Source organism: Rhizobium sp. BR 317, assembly GCF_047445835.1.
In the GTDB taxonomy this organism is placed as follows: Bacteria; Pseudomonadota; Alphaproteobacteria; order Rhizobiales; family Rhizobiaceae; genus Rhizobium; species Rhizobium paranaense.
In genome coordinates, this window is record NZ_JARWLB010000007.1 from 144517 (window position 1) to 167078 (window position 22562).

General features: G+C 59.8%; 24 protein-coding genes. 10 read left to right on the forward strand and 14 right to left on the reverse strand.

Going from position 1 to position 22562, the window contains the following annotated elements:
• Nucleotides 1-42 precede the first annotated feature (42 nt).
• The gene (locus QD357_RS13440) at nt 43-423 is read right to left on the reverse strand and encodes a TM2 domain-containing protein (RefSeq protein ID WP_107106897.1); all 381 of its coding nucleotides are present in this window, start codon (nt 421-423) and stop codon (nt 43-45) included.
• A 211-nt stretch (nt 424-634) separates the two neighbouring features.
• Between QD357_RS13440 and QD357_RS13445 the strand changes: the two genes are divergently transcribed.
• Nucleotides 635-934 carry a putative quinol monooxygenase gene (locus QD357_RS13445; protein WP_107106896.1) on the forward strand — a complete coding sequence of 100 codons (300 nt, stop codon included), beginning with the start codon at nt 635-637 and terminating at the stop codon, nt 932-934.
• Between the two features lie 91 nt (nt 935-1025).
• On the opposite strand, the gene QD357_RS13450 is transcribed toward QD357_RS13445, so the two are convergent.
• Nucleotides 1026-1307: a hypothetical protein gene (locus QD357_RS13450; RefSeq protein ID WP_107106895.1), complete on the reverse strand. Its 282-nt coding sequence runs from the start codon at nt 1305-1307 to the stop codon at nt 1026-1028.
• Between the two features lie 129 nt (nt 1308-1436).
• Nucleotides 1437-2678, reverse strand: coding sequence for a LysR family transcriptional regulator (locus QD357_RS13455; protein ID WP_414124465.1), 1242 nt, complete (start codon nt 2676-2678; stop codon nt 1437-1439).
• 451 nt (nt 2679-3129) lie between these two features.
• Here QD357_RS13455 and QD357_RS13460 point away from each other — a divergent pair, with 451 nt between their 5' ends.
• The 4 genes from QD357_RS13460 to QD357_RS13475 all read left to right on the forward strand — a co-directional run bounded on the left by QD357_RS13460 (nt 3130) and on the right by QD357_RS13475 (nt 7022).
• Nucleotides 3130-4038, forward strand: coding sequence for an ABC transporter substrate-binding protein (locus QD357_RS13460; protein WP_107106894.1), 909 nt, complete (start codon nt 3130-3132; stop codon nt 4036-4038).
• A 127-nt stretch (nt 4039-4165) separates the two neighbouring features.
• On the forward strand, nt 4166-5332 hold the full coding sequence (locus QD357_RS13465; RefSeq protein WP_107106893.1) for an ABC transporter permease: 1167 nt from the start codon (nt 4166-4168) through the stop codon (nt 5330-5332).
• Nucleotides 5329-6276 carry an ABC transporter ATP-binding protein gene (locus QD357_RS13470; protein WP_107106892.1) on the forward strand — a complete coding sequence of 316 codons (948 nt, stop codon included), beginning with the start codon at nt 5329-5331 and terminating at the stop codon, nt 6274-6276. Before QD357_RS13465 ends, QD357_RS13470 begins: the two co-directional genes overlap by 4 nt.
• Complete coding sequence (locus tag QD357_RS13475; RefSeq protein WP_107106891.1) at nt 6273-7022, forward strand: ABC transporter permease; 750 nt, start codon at nt 6273-6275, stop codon at nt 7020-7022. The genes QD357_RS13470 and QD357_RS13475 overlap by 4 nt, the downstream gene beginning before the upstream one ends.
• A gap of 25 nt (nt 7023-7047) precedes the next feature.
• Here the strand turns inward: QD357_RS13475 and QD357_RS13480 are convergent, their stop codons facing one another.
• Entirely contained in the window at nt 7048-7713 is a 666-nt protein-coding gene (locus QD357_RS13480; protein WP_107106890.1) for a nitroreductase, read from the reverse strand.
• Between the two features lie 193 nt (nt 7714-7906).
• On the opposite strand from QD357_RS13480, the gene QD357_RS13485 reads away from it, so the two are divergent.
• Nucleotides 7907-8302 carry a VOC family protein gene (locus QD357_RS13485; RefSeq protein WP_107106889.1) on the forward strand — a complete coding sequence of 132 codons (396 nt, stop codon included), beginning with the start codon at nt 7907-7909 and terminating at the stop codon, nt 8300-8302.
• A 61-nt stretch (nt 8303-8363) separates the two neighbouring features.
• Here QD357_RS13485 and QD357_RS13490 read toward each other — a convergent pair whose 3' ends face one another.
• The gene (locus QD357_RS13490) at nt 8364-8759 is read right to left on the reverse strand and encodes a PRC-barrel domain-containing protein (RefSeq protein WP_107106888.1); all 396 of its coding nucleotides are present in this window, start codon (nt 8757-8759) and stop codon (nt 8364-8366) included.
• Nucleotides 8760-9118: 359 nt separating this feature from the next.
• Here QD357_RS13490 and QD357_RS13495 point away from each other — a divergent pair, with 359 nt between their 5' ends.
• Both QD357_RS13495 and pgi read left to right on the forward strand, forming a co-directional pair.
• A complete protein-coding gene (locus QD357_RS13495) occupies nt 9119-10816 on the forward strand; it encodes a long-chain fatty acid--CoA ligase (RefSeq protein ID WP_107106887.1) in 1698 nt (565 codons plus the stop codon).
• A gap of 185 nt (nt 10817-11001) precedes the next feature.
• Nucleotides 11002-12627 carry a glucose-6-phosphate isomerase gene (pgi, locus tag QD357_RS13500; protein ID WP_107106886.1) on the forward strand — a complete coding sequence of 542 codons (1626 nt, stop codon included), beginning with the start codon at nt 11002-11004 and terminating at the stop codon, nt 12625-12627.
• Between the two features lie 345 nt (nt 12628-12972).
• On the opposite strand, the gene QD357_RS13505 is transcribed toward pgi, so the two are convergent.
• The 3 genes from QD357_RS13505 to QD357_RS13515 form a co-directional block, all read right to left on the reverse strand.
• The gene (locus QD357_RS13505; protein WP_107106885.1) at nt 12973-13899 is read right to left on the reverse strand and encodes a carbohydrate kinase family protein; all 927 of its coding nucleotides are present in this window, start codon (nt 13897-13899) and stop codon (nt 12973-12975) included.
• Between the two features lie 75 nt (nt 13900-13974).
• On the reverse strand, nt 13975-14676 hold the full coding sequence (locus QD357_RS13510) for an orotate phosphoribosyltransferase (protein ID WP_107106884.1): 702 nt from the start codon (nt 14674-14676) through the stop codon (nt 13975-13977).
• 97 nt (nt 14677-14773) lie between these two features.
• Nucleotides 14774-15448: a TetR family transcriptional regulator gene (locus QD357_RS13515; RefSeq protein ID WP_107106883.1), complete on the reverse strand. Its 675-nt coding sequence runs from the start codon at nt 15446-15448 to the stop codon at nt 14774-14776.
• 99 nt (nt 15449-15547) lie between these two features.
• On the opposite strand from QD357_RS13515, the gene QD357_RS13520 reads away from it, so the two are divergent.
• On the forward strand, nt 15548-15694 hold the full coding sequence (locus tag QD357_RS13520; protein ID WP_181315995.1) for a hypothetical protein: 147 nt from the start codon (nt 15548-15550) through the stop codon (nt 15692-15694).
• Nucleotides 15691-16170: a DUF1772 domain-containing protein gene (locus tag QD357_RS13525; protein ID WP_107106882.1), complete on the forward strand. Its 480-nt coding sequence runs from the start codon at nt 15691-15693 to the stop codon at nt 16168-16170. Before QD357_RS13520 ends, QD357_RS13525 begins: the two co-directional genes overlap by 4 nt.
• Before the next feature lie 7 nt (nt 16171-16177).
• On the opposite strand, the gene QD357_RS13530 is transcribed toward QD357_RS13525, so the two are convergent.
• From QD357_RS13530 to QD357_RS13555, 6 genes are all read right to left on the reverse strand, one after another.
• The gene (locus QD357_RS13530; protein WP_107106881.1) at nt 16178-17356 is read right to left on the reverse strand and encodes a GGDEF domain-containing protein; all 1179 of its coding nucleotides are present in this window, start codon (nt 17354-17356) and stop codon (nt 16178-16180) included.
• Nucleotides 17357-17537: 181 nt separating this feature from the next.
• Complete coding sequence (gene pyrC / locus QD357_RS13535; RefSeq protein ID WP_107106880.1) at nt 17538-18578, reverse strand: dihydroorotase; 1041 nt, start codon at nt 18576-18578, stop codon at nt 17538-17540.
• A gap of 92 nt (nt 18579-18670) precedes the next feature.
• The gene (locus tag QD357_RS13540; protein ID WP_414124433.1) at nt 18671-19303 is read right to left on the reverse strand and encodes a nucleoside triphosphate hydrolase; all 633 of its coding nucleotides are present in this window, start codon (nt 19301-19303) and stop codon (nt 18671-18673) included.
• A complete protein-coding gene (locus tag QD357_RS13545) occupies nt 19300-20109 on the reverse strand; it encodes an ATP-binding cassette domain-containing protein (RefSeq protein ID WP_414124434.1) in 810 nt (269 codons plus the stop codon). Before QD357_RS13545 ends, QD357_RS13540 begins: the two co-directional genes overlap by 4 nt.
• Nucleotides 20085-21149, reverse strand: coding sequence for an ABC transporter permease (locus QD357_RS13550; protein WP_107106878.1), 1065 nt, complete (start codon nt 21147-21149; stop codon nt 20085-20087). The genes QD357_RS13545 and QD357_RS13550 overlap by 25 nt, the downstream gene beginning before the upstream one ends.
• A 175-nt stretch (nt 21150-21324) precedes the next feature.
• Nucleotides 21325-22350 carry a sugar ABC transporter substrate-binding protein gene (locus QD357_RS13555; RefSeq protein ID WP_107106877.1) on the reverse strand — a complete coding sequence of 342 codons (1026 nt, stop codon included), beginning with the start codon at nt 22348-22350 and terminating at the stop codon, nt 21325-21327.
• Between the last annotated feature and the right edge of the window lie 212 nt (nt 22351-22562).

Below are 22562 nucleotides of genomic sequence, written 5' to 3' on the forward strand. Positions count from 1 at the left end.
TTACTTTTGATTGTGCCACCGGCAGAACCACTTCCAACGTGATTACGCGTTTTGCCCATGCGCTGAAATCACGGTGCGTTTTGCCTGCTCCGCCTGCTGATTCGTCCGGAGCGCCTGATCGGTCAGACGTTGCCGAATCTCTTCCTTTTGTTCGGAAATCATCGCGGAAATGAGGAAGGCATCGACGATCCACCAGATGCCAAGCACCGTCAGGAGCGCAAAGCCGATAATCAGGAATGTCGTAAGCCAGCCCACTACACATAGAATCAACTGCGCCACCGCGCTGCCGGTTCTACCAAGATAAAACCGGTGAGCGCCCAGCGTGCCAAGAAAAAACCAAAGCAAATAGGCTGCGCCGACCGATTTTGCTTCATTGGTCACGCGTTGTTCGATCAATATTTGCTCTTGCGTAGAAAGTGCCATCTTTTCCCCATGATTTTCAGGCGCAAGCCCCCTCACGCCACAATAGATCGGCGCATTGAAATTCACGCCTAGATAGAGAAATGCAACTGCATCAAAGTAAAGTCAAGCATTTGGTCATCGTCTATTTGTGATATGCGTCAGAACCGGGCACGCAATGTGCGCAATCCGCCTTCCTGCATCTCAATCACCCTATCCATTCAAAGGAAACGTCATGATCCACGTTCTCGCCATCCTCACCGCCCTGCCCGGCAAGCGTGCCGCCGTGCTCGAAGTCTTCCAGGCGAATGTTCCGGCCGTGCATGCCGAGGACGGTTGCATCGAATATACCGCCGTTGTCGATGTCGAAGGCGCCAATCCGGCGTTCGGTCCCGATACATTCGTGGTGGTTGAAAAATGGGAAAGCATGGCGGCGCTCAAGGCACATGCGGCCGCGCCGCATATGGCGGCCTATGGGGAGAAAGTGAAGCACCTGATGGCCGCGCATGCCGTGCATGTGCTGAACCCGGTCTGATCTCACCTCGCGGCAGCCAAACAATCATCTCCACGGCGCCATTCGGCGCCGTTCATCTTATCCAGCCCGCGAGCGCGGGCCGCCCGCCTACTCAGTACCACGGGTCGTAATAGCGATCGCGCCAATAGGGACGATGCCAATAACGGTAGTTCCCATAATACGGACCACCCCAATAGCGGTCGCGATAATAATCGCGGTAGTAGTAGCGATGATAGCCATAGCTTGGGCCGACATAGAGGCCGAAGAAGCCTGGCGAGACCATCACGCTGGGGCCGCCGTAATGATGATGGTGATGATAGTAGCGGTGAGCATCAACGGTCACTGGCAAAGCGAGGATGCCCAGCGCTACTAACGCCGCTGCAATGATCCTCATTTCTCTTCTCCTTGAACGCATCCCGTAAGCCGGCGACACCTGTGCCGACTTGGATGCCATCATCCCCGCGCATGCGGGGGCATGAAGATAAACGCGCAGGGGGAAGGCATGGTTCCGAATGGCCGAAAGCTATGAGCTTTGTGAGAAATGCGGCCTGTTGCCATAAGCCGGGGCGGTTTCCGTTCCGCCCACCAGCTCCCGCACCGCCTCTTGGATCAGCCGGCAGGCATCGACCGAAGCGCGGCGGCCATTGTGGGCGAGGTGATAGGAGAGCGGTAAAGTCTGATCCGGATCGACGATCCGGACCTTGTCGGCGATGGGCGCGGCGCTGACGCGGCCGAGAAACGAAACATACCCATGATTGGCGACGAGGTCGACGATGACGGGAAGCGAGTCGGCCGAAGTGATGTCGCGACCGCGAAACCGACGGCGGTCGCCGCTGTCATAGCCGAAGGCCGTAGCCGCATTGCCGATGCCGGTGCGCGGGCTCGGCACGCAAAGCGGATGGTTTTCGACCAGTGCCGTCACCGTCTGTTCCGTGCTGCCAGGCGGCGCGATCGCCACCATGTCGGTTGCCACCAGCTCCATATGCTCGAAAGCATCGAGGCCGAAGACGGAATCGACGATGGCAACGTCGATGCGACCGGACCTCAGCGCCTCGCGCAAATCGTCGGCCGTCATCAGCATCAGGGACAGCGTGTTGCGGTTGCCGCTGATGTTCCAGCGTGCCACGAGGCTGGCGAGCGAGCGCGCAACCCAGCTTTCCGAGCCGGTCGGGATGATCGACCCGATGCGCACTGCACGCGCCGCCCGCTGAAATCGCTCGTCCGCCGTCGCCTTCATCTCGTCCCAGGCCTCGGCGATACCGGCGAAGATGGCATAGACCTCGCGGCCGATATCGGTCAGCACCGAACCCTGCGCCTGCCGTTCGAACAGGCGGCAACCGAATAATTCTTCCAGATTGGCGATCTGCAGCGAAAGCTGCGGCTGACCGAGACGCAGACGGCGGGCGGCGCKATTGATGCTGCCCTGATCGGCGACCTCCAGGAAACGTTCGATGGTGGCGATTTTCAGCGGCAGGCGGGCCGCCCATTCGGGATAGTCCTGTACTGCCGGGGGCTCCTTCGTCAGCGCTGAGAGCTGCCGCATGGCGGACAGGATCGGCTGCAGGCCCTTCTGCACCATCGAGCTGGCAAGCAGGGTGGCAAGCTCGCCCGACGCTCGCTCGACGAGCTTCATCGCCAGCTCCGTTTCCAGCCGCCGCAGCGCGCTCGACACGGTCGAGGCTGAAAAGGACAGCCTGCGGGCAGTCTCCCTGACGGAGCCGATCGAGAAAACCGTATCGGCGATGAACAATGCCCCGAGATACAAGCCGGCCATCCTTTTAGAGCCTGCCACATGCCCTCTCCGCATGCAGCCGAACCAAGATGTCGACACGATATGGTGTGTTCTCAAAAAAAGATATCCCAAACCCAAAAGGCCAGGACTATCGTTCGATGACCGCCTAACTGATCCTGATCGCTGAGAGATCGGAACGGCGGCGAAACGGGTAAGGGGAACAAAAACAAACGCACTTGCCCCCGAAAAAAGAAATCTATTTTCGCGCTTATGCCGGGCACCCTCGTCATAATCGCGCGGCGACTGCAGGTGGCGGACTGGCGTGTCATCGATTTTTCGGCGGCGAGCGCTATTTCCCAGACGCAGACAGGACTTCGCATGCGGGTTCTTCGGCCCGCATCCATATGTGGCGTGTCCGGGGACCGGATTTGAACCGAACGGATACGCCAGACAAACGGTTCAACGGGGTACAAAGGGAAACATCATGTTCAAGAAGTTCGCACTCGCCGCCGCGCTAACGGCTTTCGTCGCCAGTGGTGCCAGCGCTGCCGACGTCGTGGTCTCCTCGAAGATCGATACGGAAGGCACGCTGCTCGGCAATATCATCTTGGCCGCGCTCAACGCCAACGGCATCACGGCCAAGGACCGCATCGCACTCGGCACGACGCCTGTCTTGCGCAAGGCGATCACGGCCGGCGAAATCGACGTCTACGCCGAATATACCGGCAATGCCGGCTTCTTCTTCAACAAATCAGACGATCCTGCCTGGAAGAACCTGCAGCAGGGTTATGATCTGGCGAAGAAGCTGGATTACGACGCCAACAAGATCGTTTGGCTGACGCCGTCGCCGGCAAACAACACTTGGGCGATAGCCGTTCGCAACGACGTCGCCGGTCCGGCCAAGCTCAAGACCATGTCCGATTTCGGCAAGTGGGTTGCCGGCGGCGGACCGATCAAGCTTGCGGCGTCTTCCGAGTTCGTCAACTCGCCGGCGGCTCTGCCGGCCTTCCAGACGACCTACAGCTTCCAGATCAAGCCCGACCAGGAAGTCGTGCTCTCCGGCGGCGACACCGCAGCAACGATCAAGGCTGCTGCCGACAAGACCAACGGCGTCAACACCGCCATGGTCTACGGCACGGATGGCGCCATCGAAGCGGCCGAACTGACGGTTCTCGAAGACGACAAGAGCGTGCAGCCGGTCTATGCGCCGACGCCGATCATCCGCGAAGCCGTACTGAAGGCCAATCCGAAGATTGAGGAAGTTCTGGCCCCGATCTTCAAGGGCCTGACTGCCGACGTGCTCCGCAAGCTGAACGGCCGCATCCAGGTGGACGGCGAACCGGCCAAGTCGGTTGCCGAATCCTACCTCAAGGAAAACGGCTTCCTGAAGTAAGACTTTACCTATCACCCCTGCGGCTTCGCTTTGATAGAGTGGGGCCGCAGGGATATTTGATGAGGCATGATCTTATCCAAGAACCGCTTCGCAGGTTTTGGCATCATGCGCTGACGGAGCTTGCTTGATGGAAGATGGGCTTGCGGTGCGCAGGGTGGACCGTCTCGGGGTGGTGCTGGTGGCCGGTGGCTGCCTCGCGGCGGCGTCGATGCCGTTCATCATCGTCAAGGCAAACCGCATCGCAGCCGGCAAGCCGCAATTGTTGACGCAGCTCCTCGCCCAGCCCGTCGCCTTAGCGCTTCTAGCCCTTCTCATCGTCACCGCCCTCGCCGCTCTCTTTCTGCGCAACCAGCTCGTCCGCCTCGGCATCGCCACGCTCGCAATTGCCCTTCTGATCGTCACGCTCGGTTTTGTTTCCACCGCGGCCACGCCTGCCAGCAGCACCGTCGCCCGCATTACGCCGGGCGGCTCCTTCTGGATATTGCTCGCCGTCATCGGCCTGGTGATCTCGGATGCGCTGGTMAAGCTGCAGCTCACGCCATGGCTTCGCGTCGCCGCGCTCGCGCTCTATGCGGCGATCCTCGGCATCATTCTCAGATCCGGCCTGCTCGACAATCTGTCGATCATGAAGGAATACGCCAACAATGCGGACAAGTTCTGGAATGAGGCGCTTGGCCATGTGTTCCTGTCGCTCGGCTCGGTCGCCATCGCCATCCTGCTTGCCTTGCCGCTCGGTATCTTCTGCTACTGGCAGCCGAGGCTTCGCGCTGTCGTGCTGCGCGGCCTGAGCTTGGTGCAGACCATTCCGAGCCTGGCCCTGTTCGGCATTTTGATGCTGCCGCTCGGCTATATCGCGACACACGTTCCTTTCGCAGCCGCGCTCGGCATTCAAGGCATCGGCACTGCGCCGGCGCTGGTGGCGCTGGTGATCTATTCGTTGCTGCCGATCGTCGCCAACACTGTCGTCGGGCTTGCCGGCGTCGACCCGTCCGTGCGCGATGCCGCCGCCGGCATGGGGCTGACCCGTCGGCAGATCCTGACCGGCATCGACCTGCCGCTCGCCTTTCCGGTTATCCTGACCGGCATCCGCATCGTGCTGGTGCAGGCGATCGGCCTCGTTACAGTCGCCGCGCTCATCGGTGGCGGCGGTTTCGGTCTCTTCATCTTCCAGGGCATCGGCCAGACAGCCAATGACCTGGTGCTGCTCGGCGCCGTGCCGACGGTCCTTCTCGCATTCTCATCGGCCGTCATCCTCGATGCGGTCATCGACAGCATCCGGGGACAACACGCATGACCACCATGATCGAGCTGAAGGGCGTGACCAAGCGCTACGGCAACGCCACCGTGGTCGATAATGTCAGCATGAGCATGGAAAAGGGCACGATCACCGTCGTTGTCGGCACCTCTGGCTCCGGCAAGTCGACGCTGATGCGCATGATCAACCGGCTGGTACCGATCTCATCCGGCCAGATTTCGGTCGACGGTAAGGATGTCATGAGCGTGCCGGCGACCGAACTTCGCCGCCGCATCGGCTATGCCATTCAGGGCCACGGCCTGTTTCCGCACCGTACCGTGGCACAGAACATCGCTACCGTGCCGCAATTGCTCGGCTGGGACAGAGCCCGCATCGACCGGCGCGTCGAGGAATTGCTCAATCTCTTCCATCTCGATCCCGGCACCTTTGCGGCGAAATATCCGAGCCAGCTTTCCGGCGGCCAGCAACAGCGCGTCGGTGTCGCCCGTGCGCTTGCGGCGGAACCGGAACTGCTGCTGATGGACGAACCCTTCGGCGCGCTCGACCCGGTCATCCGCGGCAAGGCGCAGGACGATCTTCTGGCAATCCAGAAGCAGTTCGGCACCACCATCATGCTCGTCACCCACGACATGGACGAAGCTTTCCATCTCGGCGACCAGATCGCCGTGATGAGCGAAGGCAAGCTGCTGCAATGTTCGGAACCGGGGAAGATCCTGACCGAGCCGGCCGATCCCTTCGTGCAGCAACTGACCGGCACCTCCGACCGGGCGCTAAAGCTGATGTCGCTGCTGCCGCTGAAGGAAAGCATGCAGCCGCCGCGACCGGGCCTCGGCTACAGCCTGCCGCAGACGCTCAATCTGCGCGATGCCCTGGCCGAGATGATCTGGCAGGGTGCTGACGAGGCTGCCGTGGAAGACGACAGCAAGGTGCCGGTCGGCTCGATCTCCATGCAGCATTTGATCGAGCTGGGCCGCAAAGCATGAAGTTTCTGACCGCCAACATCTTCCGGTTCCTGGCACTGGCGTTGCTGCTGGTGCTGCTGTTCCGGCCGGAATGGCTGATGCCGATCCTGGCGCCGCTCACCAAATTCGGTGCATCGCCGATCTATACGCAAAACAGCCTGGTCGGTCTCGCGATCAGCCATATGGAGCTGATCCTCATCTCGATCGCCGCCAGCGGCATTCTTGCCGTGCTCGGCGGCATCTTCGTCACCCGCAAGAGCGGCGCCGATTTCCTGCCGCTGTCGCGGGCGATCGCCAATGCCGGCCAGACCTTTCCTCCGGTCGCGGTGCTGGCGCTCGCCATCTCCACCACCGGTTTCGGCGCGGTGCCGACGCTGATCGCGCTTTTTCTTTACGCCCTGCTACCGATCTTCGAGAATACCGTCGCCGGCCTGCAGCAGGTGCCCGCCTCCGTACTGGACGCCGCCGACGGCATGGGCATGAATGGTTGGCAGCGGCTGTTTCGGGCCGAGCTGCCGCTTGCACTGCCGCTGATCATCGAAGGGCTGAAGATCGCCACCGTCATCAATATTGGCACCGCAACCATCGGCTCGACCGTTGCGGCGAAGGGGCTCGGCGAAGTCATCATCGCCGGCCTGATCAACGACAATACCGCTTTCATTCTGCAGGGCGGCCTGATCGTCGGCCTGATGGCGGTGCTGATCTACGACGGCATGGAACTGATTGAAACCGCGGTCACTCGCAAAATCGGCTTGCAATCGCACTGACATAGCTGCCGGAGCGAGATCGCAATCAACCGTCGACGAAAGTGATGGTCTCGTTGATCGGTGCCCGGCCCGTACGGACGTAAGGAACCGTGACGTCCTCATACCCGATCGACATGCCACAGAAGAGGGTGAGCCCTTCGGGCGGTGACAGGACTTCCGCGACAGTCTTGCGATATACCGACCACGCCATTTGGGTGCAGCTATGCAACCCTTCGCCGCGCAGCAGCAGCATGACGGTCTGCAGATACATGCCGACATCGGCCCATTGGGGTGCGCCCAGCTTGCGGTCGATGTAACAGAACAAGGCCGCAGGCGCGCCAAAACAATCCCAATTTGCGGAGGCGGTCCTCTGCCTCGCCTCCCAATCGCCCTCGGCGATACCGAGTGCGCTATAGCGCTCATGGCCGAAGGCGGATCGGCGCTCGCGATAGGGTGATTTCAGTTCGGGCGGGTACATCTCGTATTCCCGCTCGTCCCAGGCATCATGTGCGGCCACACGTTCGCCGGCGCGCTTTTTAAGCTCTGCCAGCGGCGCACCGGTCACTAGGTAGGAGTTCCACGGCTGGAGGTTTGATCCGGATGGCGACCAGGCTGCGGCCGCCACCACGCGCTTCAGCACATCTTTCGGGATATGTCGGTCGGTAAATCCGCGCACCGCCCGTCGGCTCGTAACCGCCTCGTATACGTCCATGATCGCTCCCCTTCCGGTTGCCAAGGCTCAGCAGCGAGCCCCTGCCATGAGAGGTAGCAAATTCGAATTGAGAGGCCCATTCTGCGCGGTGTTTGCCCGCACACGACATTTGGCTAGTAGAAGTCATGCCGACGTCGAGCACAGCTTGCATAAAAGGTATGTTCTTGGGGAAAACAGCGGCAGGAGGCTACCTATGGCGAAAATGATCCATTCGATGATCCGGGTACTCGATGAAGCGCGCTCGGTCGATTTCTACGGCAAGGCTTTCGGGCTCACGGTTGCCGACCGCGTCGCATTCCCGACCTTTACGCTGATCTATCTCAGCAGTGCCGAGACCGGTTTCGAATTGGAATTGACCGTCAACCAGGGCCGCGTCCAGCCCTATGCGCTCGGAGAAGGCTATGGCCACCTCGCCGTTTCGGTCGACGAACTGCGGGACGAACATACGCGCTTCACGGAACTCGGCCTGAACCCCGGCAAGATCGTTGAACTCAATCGCGATGGAAAACTTTTCGCGCTCTTCTTCTTCGTCACCGATCCCGATGGTTACAAGATCGAGGTGATGCAAAGGAACGGGCGGTTTCAATAAAAGCTACGCAAACCAAAGCCCCGCGCAAACGGGGCCGGTCTGGCTTCGACTATTTGCATGCCTACATCCAGTAGGGAGGCACACCGAAATAGTCATGGCTCTTATGGCCACGGTCCTTATGGACGAGGGTATCGTCCTTGCTGGCGAAACGACACGCCTTTTCGACGTCGTTCTTGGTCATATTGATGCGGTAGCCGTCAATGCGGGCGTCATAGCGCAGCTTCTCCCACGGCAGCCGGTAGTGGTCCTGGCCGATGCCGAAAAAGCCGCCGAAGCTCAGGATGATGAAAGCGATACGTCCATCGCTTTTTTCCATCATCAGGCGCTCTATATGACCGATTTGTTTGCCGTCGGATCCAAAGACCTTCGACCCCTCGACCCGATCGCAGGCCACCAGCATCGACATGTCCTTGATGTAAAGATCGCGGCTCATCGTATCGGCACTCTCTTTATGCATGTGCGCACCTCCTCTTGGATACGCTTCACATAAACTTTTGGAGCGTCCGATCCGCCTTAAGCGTTTACGGGGGCAGCACGATGCTCCGGTGGGTTCTCGCCCACGGCCCTATTAACGCGCTGTCTTGGCAAAAGTTCCAGTACTTTTTTCAAAGTTATTAAAAAATGGTTAACGCGCAGGGATTATTGACGTTTACGTCAAAGTTAGTATAGCTTTTCGTTGTTGCTCTACGTCTTTAGGTGAGGGCAAAAGCGGCAGCACTGTGAAAAGCGGGAGACTTTTCAGCGAAGCAGTGCCACGCTACAAAGCCGCGGCTCGCCAAGGGCGAGGCGTGATGATGCGTAAGGGAGGAAGTGCGCATGAATTCAGTCTCTGCTCCTTCGGATAGACCGCAGGTCAACAAAATATGGCTTGCTTCCTATCCGGATATCGTACCGGCCGAATTGCCGCCGTTGGAGCACGCATCGCTCATCGAACTGCTGGAAGAAAGCTGCGCGCGCTATGCCGACAAGCTCGCCTTCACCAGCATGGGCAAATCCATTACCTATCGCGACCTCGATACGCAGACGCGCAAAATCGCCGCCTGGCTGCAGAGCCTCGGCCTTCAGAAGGGCGATCGCGTCGCCGTCATGATGCCGAACGTGCTGCAAAACCCCGTGACCGTGTACGGCATACTTCGCGCCGGCCTCGTGGTCGTCAACGTCAACCCGCTCTACACGCCGCGCGAACTCGAGCACCAGCTTCGCGATTGCGGCGCCAAGGCGATCTTCGTTCTTGAAAACTTCGCTCATACGGTGGAGCAGGTTCTGGGGCATACGGATGTGCGCCATGTCGTGGTCACGGCACTTGGCGACATGCTTGGCATCAAGGGCCACATCGTCAACTTCATCGTCCGCAAGGTGAAGAAGCTCGTGCCGGCATGGTCCATCCCCGGCCATCGCGGCTTCAAGGGTGTGGTCTCCGAAGGCGCGCGCCTGCCGTTGAGACCAGCCGAACTCACGGGCAAAGATATTGCGTTCCTGCAATATACCGGCGGCACCACCGGCGTTGCCAAGGGCGCGATCCTCACCCATTCCAATCTGCTCGCCAACCAGCAGCAATTGCTGCTCTGGCTGCAATCCGCCTATATCAACAAGCCGCGCCCCGAACAGCTAACTTTCGTCTGCGCATTGCCGCTCTATCACATCTTCGCGCTGACGGTGAATTCGTTGATGGGCATGTCACTCGGCGGTCATAACGTCCTGATTGCCAACCCACGCGACATACCGGGCTTCATCAAGGAGCTGGGCAAATACAAGTTCGATATGTTCCCCGGCCTGAACACGCTGTTCAACGCGCTGATGAACAATCCCGAATTCGCCAAGCTCGATCTGTCCCATACCGCAGTCCTCGCCGGCGGCATGGCGGTGCAGCGGCCGGTTGCCGAGCGCTGGCAAAAAATGACGGGAGCCTGGATCACCGAAGGTTATGGCCTTTCCGAGACCTCGCCGGTTGCAAGCGCCAACCGCTTCGACAGTTCGCAATTCTCCGGAACGATCGGGCTGCCGATCACGGGCACCGATTTCGACATTCGCGACGAGAACGGCAGATCGCTGCCTCTCGGCGAGGTCGGCGAAATCTGCATCCGCGGGCCGCAGGTCATGGCGGGCTACTGGAAGCAACCGGCCGAAACCGCACGCGTGATGACAGCGGACGGCTTCTTCCGCAGCGGCGACATGGGTTTCATGGACGAGCGCGGCTACACCAAGATCGTCGACCGCAAGAAGGACATGATCCTGGTCTCCGGCTTCAACGTCTATCCGAACGAGATCGAGGAAGTCGCCGCCATGCATCCGGGCATTCTCGAAGCCGCGGCCATCGGCGTGCCGGACGAACATTCGGGCGAAGCTGTCAAGCTTTTCATCGTCAAAAAGGATCAGGCGTTGACCGAGGCCGATGTCAAGGCGCATTGCGTTGCAAACCTCACCAACTACAAGCGGCCACGCTTCATCGAATTCCGCAGCGAATTGCCGAAATCGAATGTCGGCAAAATCCTGCGCAAGGAATTGCGTAACTGACATAATTGGATGTCACTATTCCATGCCATTCGGAAAGCCGCCCGCCCTTCTCCGCGGGCGGCTTTTTTCGTTTTTACCGGTGCGCGAACTTGATTTACCCCTTACAAAGCGAATAGTTTCCGCGACCAACTCAGAGTGCCCCGCCCTCGCCAGATGGCCTGCGGCGTGAACCGCAAGGAGCCCCCATGAACGCCCTCGTCGAACAACTGAAGAGCACTGCAGCGGCCACCAAAGCCACGGATATCCGCGCGGCCTTTGCAGCCGACTCCCAACGTTTCTCCCGCTTCAGCACCGCGCTTGACGACCTGCTGATGGACTATTCCAAGACTGCGGTGAACGACGAGGTCTTCGCGCTTCTCGAAAAGCTCGCCAACGAAGGCGGTATTGCAGCCAAGCGCGACGAGATGTTTTCGGGCGTTGCCATCAATTTCACCGAAAATCGCGCCGTTCTGCACACCGCGCTGCGCAATCGCTCCAATACGCCGGTCTTCGTCGATGGCAAGGACGTAATGCTTGACGTCAACGGCGTGCTAGCGGCCATGGGCAAATTTGCCGACGGTATCCGCTCGGGCACGCTGAAAGGCGCGACCGGCAAGGCGATCACCGACGTCATCAATATCGGCATTGGCGGCTCCGATCTCGGCCCGGTCATGGCGACGCTGGCGCTTGCCCCCTTCCATGATGGCCCGCGCGCGCATTTCGTCTCCAACATCGACGGCGCCCATATCGCCGATATCCTGAAGCTCGTTGCGCCGGAAACGACGCTGTTCATCATCGCGTCCAAGACCTTCACCACCATCGAGACGATGACGAACGCCCAGACGGCGCGCAACTTCATCGCCAAGGCTCTTGGTGAAGCTGCTGTTCAGCATCACTTCGCCGCCGTTTCGACCGCGCTCGACAAGGTTGCCGCTTTCGGCATCGATAGCGAGCGCGTCTTCGGCTTCTGGGATTGGGTCGGCGGCCGCTACTCGATCTGGTCGGCCATCGGCCTGCCGCTGATGATTGCTGTCGGTCCGGAGAATTTCGGCAAATTCCTCGACGGCGCGCATGCGATGGACAACCATTTCCGCAAGGCGCCGCTCAAGGAAAACCTGCCGATGCTGCTGGGCCTCATCGGCTTCTATCATCGCAACGTGCTGGGTTACACGACCCGCGCCATCCTGCCCTATGACCAGCGCCTGTCGCGCTTCCCCGCCTATCTGCAGCAGCTCGATATGGAATCGAATGGCAAGGGCGTCACCATCGACGGCACGCCGGTCGAGGGCAATTCCGGCCCGGTCGTCTGGGGCGAGCCCGGCACCAACGGCCAGCACGCTTTTTACCAGTTGATCCACCAGGGCACGAGCATCATTCCGGCCGAATTCATGATCGCCGCCAATGCCTTCGAACCGGATCTGCGCCACCAGCACCAGTTGCTGGTGGCAAACTGTGTGGCACAGTCGGAAGCCCTGATGAAGGGCCGCACCTTCGCCGAAGCCAAGGCCCAGCTCACCGCCAAGGGCATGGACGATAAAAAGGCCGATTTCATCGCGCCGCACCGCGTATTCACCGGCAATCGCCCGTCGATCACCTTCGTCTACGACAAGCTGACCCCCTACGCACTCGGCCGCCTGATCGCGCTCTATGAACATCGCGTCTTCGTCGAAGGCGTGCTCTTCCGCATCAACTCCTTCGACCAGTGGGGCGTCGAGCTCGGCAAGGAACTGGCAACCGGCCTGCTGCCGGTCATCGAAGGCAAGGAAAGCGCTGCCGGCCACGATTCGTCGACGCAGGGCCTGGTGGCTGCGCTCGCAAGCCGGGCGAAGTAAGTCTCTTCGACCAAGAATAAAATGGCCCCGTCTGTTGCGTCAGGCGGGCCCTTTTACGTGAAGGTGCGGCAAACGCGAGGTTATCTCGCACTTGGCGGGCGAGAAAGCAATTTCATTGGTTTAGGAATTGCGATACCGGAAGCTCTGCATCTTCAAAAGCTTCTCGCAATTTCTAAGCCATTGAAATTGCAAGGGTGGAGGTCCGCTTCTTGCACTGATCCGCTGGACATTGGTCACGTCCCTGCCTACCCCCGCCCTTGCAATTTCTAAGAATTAGACAAGGGGCAAGCCCTCGCCTAATCCTAAGAAATTGCTTTCCCGCCGCCAGGGGCGGGATAGGACCTCTTACAGCCCAATCTCATGCGCCCAGGGCGGGTTGGCACCTGCGCGGGACACCGTAACGGCCGCGGCCTTGGCGCCCAAGGCCAGCGCGTCGCGAAGCCCCTTCTCATCCAGAGATGCAACCTGCGCCTTGGTCAGCAGATTGTTCATCTTCAGCGATGCCAGGATGCCGGCGTCGAACGTGTCGCCCGCGCCGACGGTATCAACCACGGTCACGCGTTCGCTCGGCACCGTCACCTTCAATGACTTCGTATAGCCCGTCGCGCCCTCGGCGCCCTTGGTGACAACGACCAGCTTGGCGCCCTGGTTCAGCCAGTGAGCCGCAAGTTCGTCATGGTTGCCGGCGATGCCGAACCATTCAAGATCTTCATCGGAGAACTTCAGGATGTCGGACATGGCGGCCATGCGGCTGATGCGGCCCATATGCGCCGGCTTGTCCTTGATGAAGCCGGGGCGGATGTTCGGATCGAGCGAGATCACCCGGCTTTGATATTCGCGCTTCATCAGCGCTTCGTAGGTCGCACCGCAGGGATTCGGGATCAGGCTGATGGCACCGAAATGCAGGGCTTCGCAGTCATCTCCCAAAGCGGGGAGATCGGCCTCGGTGATCATGCGGCCGGCGGAACCTTCGTCGTAGAAGGCATAGGTCGCCTGGCCGTTGACGAGCTTGACGAAAGCGATCGTGCTCGGACGCGGAGCGATAGCGCAATAGCTGTAATCCACCTTGGCGGCCGCGAGCGTCTCGCGCAAGATATCGCCCATCATGTCGTCGGCAATGCCGGTGAAGAAACCGGTCGGAACGCCAAGACGGCCAAGCGCAATCGCGGTATTGAAGATCGCGCCGCCGGCATAGGGCGCAAAGGCCTTTTCACCCAGCGTCGTATCTCGCGGCAGCATGTCGATCAAAGCTTCGCCACAGCACAATATCATTCCGGCCTCCTCGATGGCATGTCTGTCAGTGTAGTCCGTAAATCGATTAGATAAATTTACGGCAAAAGCAAAGCATCACTTTGTTGCCAGTTCCGATACGCCGCCATTCCGGCCAGACCAGGCGAGCGGCGCGTTGAGAAAAGCTTCCACTTCCTCGAGCGTTTTGTCGTCGAACAGCTTTTGCGCCTTGGCGACGGCAAGCGCATCACGCCAGGTGGCGATATGGTGGAGCCGAACCTTCGCGTTGGCAAAGCGCTCCTCGGCTTCCGGGAAAATGCCGTAGTAAAACAGCGCCATACCGTGGTCGACGATGCCGCCGGCAGCACGGATGGCGTCGATGAACGTAAACATGCTGCCGCCCGCCGTTGTCAGATCCTCGATGACCAATACACGGGCCCCTTCCGGCATATGGCCCTCGATCTGTGCATTGCGGCCATGGCCCTTCGGCTGCTTGCGGACATAGATCATCGGCAGATCAAGACGCTCGGCGAGGAAGGCGGCGAAGGGAATGCCCGCCGTCTCGCCGCCGGCAACGCAATCGAACTGCTCGAAACCGGCGTCGCGCATGACGATGCTGGCGGCGAAATCCATCACTGTCGAACGAATGCGCGGGTAGGAAATCAGCTTACGGCAATCGATATAGACCGGGCTCGCCATGCCGGAAGCCAACTTATAAGGCTTCTCGGCGCTGAAATGCACCGCCTTGATCTCCCAAAGCATCTTCGCCACCAGTTCGGCCATGACGGCGCGATCGGAAAATGTCATCTGGGTGGTCATGCAGGCCTCCTTCGCTATTTAAGACATTCCTGCGGCAATAGCAGCAAGTGGCCGAGGTTTCCAGACGGATCGGTCCTCTGCGCGCCTCTTCCAGAGGCTATTGCATCGATTGCGGCGGCTTCTCCGAAACAGCACCGATATCAGCGGGCAGCATTGCCTTAAACAGGGCGATCGCCCTGTCGCCCTCCTCCTTCTCGAGCGAAATCGCATAGCGCACGGCGGCGGCGACCAATTGCATGGTCAGTCGCGCAATCCGAGCCAGCTCCTCGGAATCACGCGTCGGCCAGAGACGATGAAGGACGGCCAGAAAAGCCTGAGAATGCCATTCCATATCCTCGGCATCGATCTCCTGCAGAAGCTTGTCCGCCTGGGTCGCATGCCAGATATCCCGCATGACCGGCTCATCGCGGAACATCGCGTAGTAACCGTCGACGATGCTGCCAAGCGCGCCCTGAAGATCGTCAGTGCTTTGCACGCGCGCCAGTTCGATCTCCACACATTGCCGCCCCTGTTCGTTGAAGCGTTCGGCCAGGACACGGATAATGGCGGTCTTGTCGGGAAAATATTGATAGAGCGAACCGAAGGAGACTCCGGCCTTTTCGACGATCTCGCCCATACGCAATGCGTCGCTGCCGTTCTTTTCGATCAGCTCCATCGCAACCGATAAGATCCGCTCGACACGCTCGCGGCCGCGCTGCTGGCTGGGGATTCGGCGCGGTGTCCCCGCCTCTTCCTTGCTGCGCCTGCGTTTCACAATCGGTTCCTGCGTCATGCCACCACTCGCCCGTCGTTCTTGACAGACGATATAAGAGAGTTTATCACATTTCGCAAATGAGATAATTTATCACATTTTAAACGAGGGAGGCCCGATATGCAGATCTCGACGATCGCCGCCATCGGCGGATTGGGAAAAACCGGCGGCCGTGTCGTCCGACAGGTACTCGCCAGGCCGCCCAGGAATTTTTCCGACTATGCCCGTGGAACCGCCACAAGCGGCATCTGGAGTGTCCAATCATGACCTACCCGATCACGAACATCGCTCTCATCGCCGCCGCACTCGGCAGCGGCCTTCTCGCCGGCGTCTATTTTGCCTTCTCGACCTTCATTATGCAGGCCTTCGCCCGTCTTACCGTCGATCAGGGCGTCGCCGCCATGCAATCGATCAATACGACGATTGTGCGTTCACCCTTTATCGCACTGTTCCTGTTGACGGCTGCGCTCTCGGTGTTCATCGCCGTGATGGCAATGCTCTATTGGCGGGGCGGCACCAGCATCCTGATGATTGCCGGCGCGGCGCTCTACCTCGTCGCCAGCCTTCTTTCGACCATGGTCTTCAACGTCCCCTTGAATGACGCCCTGGATAAGGTCGATGGCCGCACGGCGGAAGCAGCTCAGCTATGGAGTACCTATCTCAGCGATTGGACGAAGTGGAACCATGTGCGTACGGTGGCGTCGCTGCTCGCCTCATGCGCCTTCGTCCGGGCTCTGTTTTAATTGATCGTCAGGACGCCGTACGAGAAACGTCCGGCGAGACGGCGTGCAGATAGACCGCAACCTCGACGCGGTTGCGGCCATTGCGCTTGGCAGCATAAAGCGCCTTGTCGGCGGTGCTGAGGACGCTGTCGAAACCGATACCCTCGGCGGTGCCGAGCGCGACACCGGCGCTGACCGTGCAAGCAAACGATTTGCCGTCGGCGATGATTTCACGGGCAGCAAAAGCGTCGCGGACCCGCTCAGCGATCTGCTCTGCCCGGCCCGACAAGGCATTGTCGAGGACCAGTGCAAATTCCTCACCACCAAGACGAGCGACCTTGTCGGAGGCCCGCAGTCCGGCCGACAATTCCTTGGCAAAAAGCTTAAGCACTATGTCGCCGGTGGCATGGCCATACTGATCGTTGACGGACTTGAAGCGATCGATGTCGAAGACGATTACGGCCATGGACGGGCCGAAAGAGCGGTGGCCATAGAGATCGAACAGAGCCCGCCGGTTGAGCAGACCGGTCAGCGGATCGGTGATGGCCTGCTGACGATGATGCGCCGCCTGACGCCATTGATGCAGCGCCAGCGACAGGGCGCCGATGCCAGTCATGCCGGCAATGCAGATGGCAAGGCTGACATCTTCGGCCCAATTGTCCGGCGCATGGCCGAGCACGAGCTTACCGTCCCAGATCAGGACGCCCGCACACAGCGCAAAGGAAATGGCGGTCAGCGTGTAAAGCGCTGCGATGCCATAGAGCGGCGTCAGCGCCTCATGACGGCTCAACCAATATTCGCGCGCCGTCAACAGCAGAAGCACCGCGACAACGATATTGTCGCCCATGAAAGCGAGGCCATCATAACCGGCGAGCATGGCCGGCACGGAAGCGGCAATGCCGGTCAAGCTTCCCAGCAAAGCGCGGGTCTTGGAAAACCGACGCGTGCGGAACTGATATCCCGCCGCCCAGATGATCGAAAAGCCAATAAAAAACAGCACGAAGGTGAGAATGGCGAGTATCGGTCGCGGCTTGTCGACATAGGCACCATAGGTGAAAATCCCGACAACGATCGGCACAAGGCCCGCAGAACAGCTCAGCAGGAATGTCTCAGGCCGGCGGGAAAACCAGCTTCCGCCCAGCGTCACCGCAAGACAGGACGCAGAAACGCCAAGGGCAAGCAGAAGAGAATTATAGTCGAGCTCCATGCTTTTCCTTCGACGGTTTCATTCCGCACCGTTGGGGATCGGCATAACGCTACCCCTCAAGGGGTATCATATTGGTTACGGGATCCGATAAAGATCATGTATTTCAATAAAATATGCCTTTGATATTACGAAAGCAGTCTCCAAACAAAAATATTTTTATCGGCACGCAGGATTATTTTTCTTAAGCCTCGACATCCCAGTGCAAGGGGAACATCGGATCAAACACGGTAATGGCGCCCGCTTCGGTTTTGATCTTGTCGGGAAAGGCCACCGATTCCGCGCGGCGGATCAGCGTAATGCGATCCTCGTTCGCCGCCAGCCCATACCAGGCGGGGCCGTTCAGTGAAGCGAAAGCCTCGAGTTTATCGAGCGCACCTTCCTGTTCGAACACATGGGCCAGGCAGCTCATGGTGTTGACCGATGTGTAGATGCCGGCGCAGCCGCAGGCGCATTCCTTCAGCGGATCGACATGCGGGGCGGAATCGGTGCCGAGGAAGAACCTGGCGTCGCCGCTCGTGGCGGCAGCGCGCAGCGCCAGGCGGTGGCTTTCGCGCTTGGCGACCGGCAGGCAGTAATAATGCGGCCTGATACCGCCGACGAGGATGGCGTTGCGGTTGATGATCAGGTGATGCGTGGTGATCGAGCCGGCGAGATTGGCCTTTGCCGACTTGATGTAGTCAATGCCGTCCGATGTCGTCACGTGCTCCATGGTGACTTTCAGTTCCGGCAGGCGCTGACGCAGCGGATCGAGTACGGTTTCGATGAAAACGGCCTCGCGGTCGAAAATGTCCACATCCGGCGACGTCACTTCGCCATGCACACAGAGCGGCAGGCCGATCTTGGCCATGCGCTCCAGCACCGGCATCGCCCTGTCCATATTCCGCACGCCGCCATGGGAATTGGTCGTCGCACCGGCGGGATAGAGTTTGACGGCGGTGATGAGGCCGCTTTTCTTGCCTTCCTCGACATCGTCGGGATCGGTGTGCTCGGTGAGATAAAGCGTCATCAGCGGCTGAAAGCGGTCGCCTGCCGGCAATGCCTTCAGGATGCGCTCACGATAGGCCGCCGCATCCGCGGTAGTGACGACCGGCGGCACCAGGTTCGGCATGATGATGGCGCGGGCGAAATGCCTGGAGGTATCCCCGATCACGCCTTCCAGCACGGCGCCGTCACGCAGATGCAGATGCCAATCGTCAGGGCGGCGGATGGTGAACTTTTGCATGAGCGCGAACCTCTGAATGGTTATCGCGCTTCGAATAGCACCATACGCCACCGCAAAACAATCGATGGCGACGTGTAAATGACAGTGTGGGCTCAGCCCTGTACGATATCGATGGTGAAATCAGCGGGACGGCGGTTCTCGAGGATCAGCCGGCCGTTCGGCAGGTCGTTGCCGTAGACCTTGGCACCCGCCGCCTCTTCGTCGAGGTTATAGCCCCGCCAACGCTCCCAGAGCCGCTCCTCCAAGACCTCCATCGGCGGCGCCAGCATGATCGAATAGTCGAACATGCCTTCCAGCTCCGCCCACTTGCCCTGATTGAAGAGCAGGTAGTTCCCCTCGATGACAATGAAGCGGTGATCGGGAGAGACGATGCGAGCCGACGCGATGGCGATCTCGCGCGAACGGTCGAAGACCGGCACCAGTACTTCCTGATCGGCTGCGCGCACAGCCTTGACGATATCGAGAAAGGCGCGGACGTCGAAGCTTTCGGGAACGCCCTTGCGCTTCAGCAGACCCTTTTMGATCAGCACGGCGTTATCCATGTGGAAGCCGTCCATCGGAAGGACCTCGGCGCTCTCGCCCTTGGCTATGAGCGCCTTGGCCACATTGTCCGCCAGCGTCGATTTGCCGGCGCCGGGCGGGCCGGCAATCGCGACGAGAAACCGTTTTACGCCGTTGGCGCGCCCGATAATCTCGTCGGCGATTCCCTCGAGCACGGAGCTCATGCGGCGACGGTTTCCGCCGGCGGCGCCTTGGCGCCGGTCATGAAGGCAACGGCATCCGACATCGAATATTCCTTCGGGTTGATCACGGTCAGACGACGCCCGAGGCGATGGATATGGATGCGATCTGCCACCTCGAAGACATGCGGCATATTGTGCGAGATCAACACGATCGGCAAGCCGCGGGCGCGGACGTCCAGAATAAGCTCCAGCACCTTGCGGCTTTCCTTGACACCAAGGGCGGCTGTCGGCTCATCCATGATGACGACCTTGKAACCGAAGGCGGCAGCACGCGCCACCGCCACGCCCTGGCGCTGGCCGCCCGAGAGCGTTTCCACCGCCTGGTTGATGTTCTGGATCGTCATCAGGCCAAGTTCGCTGAGCTTGTCGCGGGCGCGCTTTTCCATCGCCGGACGATCGAGCATGCGGAACAAGGAGCCGAGGATACCGGGCTTCCGGATTTCGCGACCAAGGAACATATTGTCGGCGATCGAGAGCGCCGGCGACAATGCCAGGTTCTGATAGACGGTCTCGATGCCGGCCTCGCGCGCTTCCATCGGCGATCGGAAGTGGACGGGTTTCCCCTCCAGCTTGATCTCGCCTTCGTCGGGCGTGGTCGCGCCGGAGATCGCCTTGATCAGCGAGGATTTGCCGGCGCCGTTATCGCCGATGACAGCAAGGATTTCGCCGGGATAGAGGTCGAAATCGGCATTGTCGAGGGCGGTCACGCGTCCGTAACGCTTGACGAGACCGCGGGCTGTGAGAAGAGGTTCGCCAGTCGTGGTCATGCCGACACCTTTCTGATCCATTGATCGATCGCGACGGCGCCGATGATCAGCACGCCAGTCAAAAGAACCTTCCACTGCGGGTCGGCTCCGAGCATGTTGAGGCCCATGGACACTACGCCGACGATCATTGCGCCGAACAGCGTGCCGAGGATCGAACCGCGGCCACCGAAGAGCGAGATGCCGCCGATCACGGTCGCGGTAATCGCCTGAAGATTGAAATCCGTCACGGCCGAGGATGGCGAGATCGAACCGTTGCGGCCGATCGAAACCCAGGCGGCGAATGCCGCGATCAGTCCCGAAACGCCGTAGACGGCGAGCAGCACCTTCTTGGTCTGGATACCCGACAATTTTGCCGCTTCCGGATCATCGCCGACAGCATAGACATGCCGGCCCCAAGCCGTGTGATTGAGAACGTACCAAAGGCCAACCACCAGCAGCACCATGGCGATGACGCCGAGCGTCAGCACCGCGCCGCCAAGCCGGAAGCTGATCGCGAAGAGATGCAAGAGCGGCGCCTGTTCGTCGACATCGGTGTCGCGAATGGTCTCGTTGGCGGAATAGATGAAATTCGTCGCCATGACGATATTCCAGGTGCCAAGCGTCACGATGAACGGCGGCAGCTTCATGGTGGCGACGAGGAAACCATTGAGCAATCCGCAGACGCCGCCCACAAGCATGCCGGCAAGAATGGCAATGGGCGTCGGCATGCCGTAGGTTATGGCGCAATTGCCCATGACGACAGCGGAAATGACCATGATCACGCCGATCGAAAGATCGATGCCGGCGGTCAGAATGACCAGCGTCTGCGCTGCGCCGAGAATGCCGACAATGGCGATCTGCTGCAGAACGAGGGTCAGCGTATAGGCGGAGAAGAACCGACCGCCGATGGCAATGCCGAAGATGATGATTGCCACCACCAAGACGATCAACGGCACCGCGGCCGGAGTCGAATGCAAGAAATGCTGTGTGCGTTTGAGAAGAGTGACATCCTGGTGCTCAAACGAGGCGACGTTCTTGTCGCTGCCATCGAGAACACGCTCGAATTCCTGTGCTCCGGTCATTGTTTTCCTCCGCAACCGCGCCGAACTACGCGGAAACCGCCGGGGTTGAAACCGGCCGGGGCTCAAACCCGGCCGGCATGGTATCGCGACGGCATAATCCTAAGCCGAAGAACCGCATCAACAAGACGTGTGAAACGGCTCTTCGAACAAGATCACGCCAAACCTAGGATTGGGCTTAGCCCCAGCACTTCGCAGTACCTTCCTTGGTATCGATCGACTTCAAGCCAGAAACCGGCTTGTCCGTCACCAGCGAAACGCCGGTGTCGAAGAAGGACTTGCCTTCGGTCGGCTTCGGCTTTTCACCGGTGTCGGCGAACTTCTTGATCGCTTCGACGCCGAGAGCAGCCATCATCAGCGGATACTGCTGCGAGGTCGCGCCGATGACGCCATCCTTGACCGACTTGACGCCCGGGCAACCGCCGTCAACCGATACGATCAGGACCTGCTTTTCCAGACCGACTGCCTTCAGGGCCTGATAGGCGCCGATAGCGGCCGGTTCGTTGATCGTGTGGATGACGTTGATGCTGGAGTCCTTCTGGAGAAGGTTTTCCATGGCCTTGCGGCCGCCTTCTTCGTTGCCGTTGGTGACGTCATGACCGACGATGCGCGGATCGGTCTCGTCGCCGATCTTGTTCGGATCCTTCGGGTCGATGCCGAAGCCGATCATGAAGCCCTGGTCACGCAGGACGTCGACGGTCGGCTGCGACGGCGTCAGGTCGAGGAAGCCGATCTTGGCGCTCTTGGCCTTGTCGCCGAGGGTCTTGTTGGCCCATTCACCGATCAGCTTGCCGGCGAGAAGATTGTCGGTGGCGAAAGTCGCGTCGGCAGCGTTAGCCGGATCCAGCGGGGTGTCGAGCGCAATGACCAGGAGGCCTGCATCACGCGCCTTCTTGATCGTCGGAACGATGCCCTTGGTGTCGGAAGCGGCGATCAGAATACCCTTGGCGCCTTCGGCGATGCAGCTTTCGACCGCAGCCACCTGGCTTTCGCTGTCGCCGTCGATCTTGCCGGCATAGGACTTCAGCGTCACGCCGAGTTCCTTGGCCTTAGCGGTAGCACCTTCCTTCATCTTGACGAAGAAGGGGTTCGTGTCCGTTTTGGTGATCAGGCAGGCGGAAACGTTGGCAGCATTGGCCGGCGCGGCAAAGACGACACCGATCGCCAGAGCGGCGAGTGCTGCGGAAACAACAGATTTCTTCATTCAATCCTCCCAAAATTTGAATAGACCGGAACCTTCCGGCGGTCTCGGCTCGCAGTGAGACCGGATCTAAGACGTGTCATGTCTGCTTGGATTTCTTCCAGATCGGCCGCCTCCAAGGCCATGCTCACGTCCTCCAACGCCCGTATCTGATCCTAAAGATTTCCTTCTGTCAATAAATAAATCGGATTGAATTATTAATCGGATGTGGCATG

Excerpts from the sequence above, each read along its gene's own strand:
- QD357_RS13515 (WP_107106883.1), bottom strand. The coding sequence starts at position 15,448 with ATGACGCAGGAACCGATTGTGAAACGCAGGCGCAGCAAGGAAGAGGCG.
- QD357_RS13555 (WP_107106877.1), bottom strand. The coding sequence starts at position 22,350 with ATGAAGAAATCTGTTGTTTCCGCAGCACTCGCCGCTCTGGCGATCGGT.
- QD357_RS13505 (WP_107106885.1), bottom strand. The coding sequence starts at position 13,899 with ATGATATTGTGCTGTGGCGAAGCTTTGATCGACATGCTGCCGCGAGAT.
- QD357_RS13460 (WP_107106894.1), top strand. The coding sequence starts at position 3,130 with ATGTTCAAGAAGTTCGCACTCGCCGCCGCGCTAACGGCTTTCGTCGCC.
- QD357_RS13490 (WP_107106888.1), bottom strand. The coding sequence starts at position 8,759 with ATGCATAAAGAGAGTGCCGATACGATGAGCCGCGATCTTTACATCAAG.
- pgi (WP_107106886.1), top strand. The coding sequence starts at position 11,002 with ATGAACGCCCTCGTCGAACAACTGAAGAGCACTGCAGCGGCCACCAAA.
- QD357_RS13530 (WP_107106881.1), bottom strand. The coding sequence starts at position 17,356 with ATGGAGCTCGACTATAATTCTCTTCTGCTTGCCCTTGGCGTTTCTGCG.
- QD357_RS13475 (WP_107106891.1), top strand. The coding sequence starts at position 6,273 with ATGAAGTTTCTGACCGCCAACATCTTCCGGTTCCTGGCACTGGCGTTG.
- QD357_RS13510 (WP_107106884.1), bottom strand. The coding sequence starts at position 14,676 with ATGACCACCCAGATGACATTTTCCGATCGCGCCGTCATGGCCGAACTG.
- QD357_RS13495 (WP_107106887.1), top strand. The coding sequence starts at position 9,119 with ATGAATTCAGTCTCTGCTCCTTCGGATAGACCGCAGGTCAACAAAATA.
- QD357_RS13520 (WP_181315995.1), top strand. The coding sequence starts at position 15,548 with ATGCAGATCTCGACGATCGCCGCCATCGGCGGATTGGGAAAAACCGGC.
- QD357_RS13525 (WP_107106882.1), top strand. The coding sequence starts at position 15,691 with ATGACCTACCCGATCACGAACATCGCTCTCATCGCCGCCGCACTCGGC.
- QD357_RS13480 (WP_107106890.1), bottom strand. The coding sequence starts at position 7,713 with ATGGACGTATACGAGGCGGTTACGAGCCGACGGGCGGTGCGCGGATTT.
- QD357_RS13485 (WP_107106889.1), top strand. The coding sequence starts at position 7,907 with ATGGCGAAAATGATCCATTCGATGATCCGGGTACTCGATGAAGCGCGC.
- QD357_RS13445 (WP_107106896.1), top strand. The coding sequence starts at position 635 with ATGATCCACGTTCTCGCCATCCTCACCGCCCTGCCCGGCAAGCGTGCC.
- pyrC (WP_107106880.1), bottom strand. The coding sequence starts at position 18,578 with ATGCAAAAGTTCACCATCCGCCGCCCTGACGATTGGCATCTGCATCTG.
- QD357_RS13450 (WP_107106895.1), bottom strand. The coding sequence starts at position 1,307 with ATGAGGATCATTGCAGCGGCGTTAGTAGCGCTGGGCATCCTCGCTTTG.
- QD357_RS13550 (WP_107106878.1), bottom strand. The coding sequence starts at position 21,149 with ATGACCGGAGCACAGGAATTCGAGCGTGTTCTCGATGGCAGCGACAAG.
- QD357_RS13440 (WP_107106897.1), bottom strand. The coding sequence starts at position 423 with ATGGCACTTTCTACGCAAGAGCAAATATTGATCGAACAACGCGTGACC.
- QD357_RS13470 (WP_107106892.1), top strand. The coding sequence starts at position 5,329 with ATGACCACCATGATCGAGCTGAAGGGCGTGACCAAGCGCTACGGCAAC.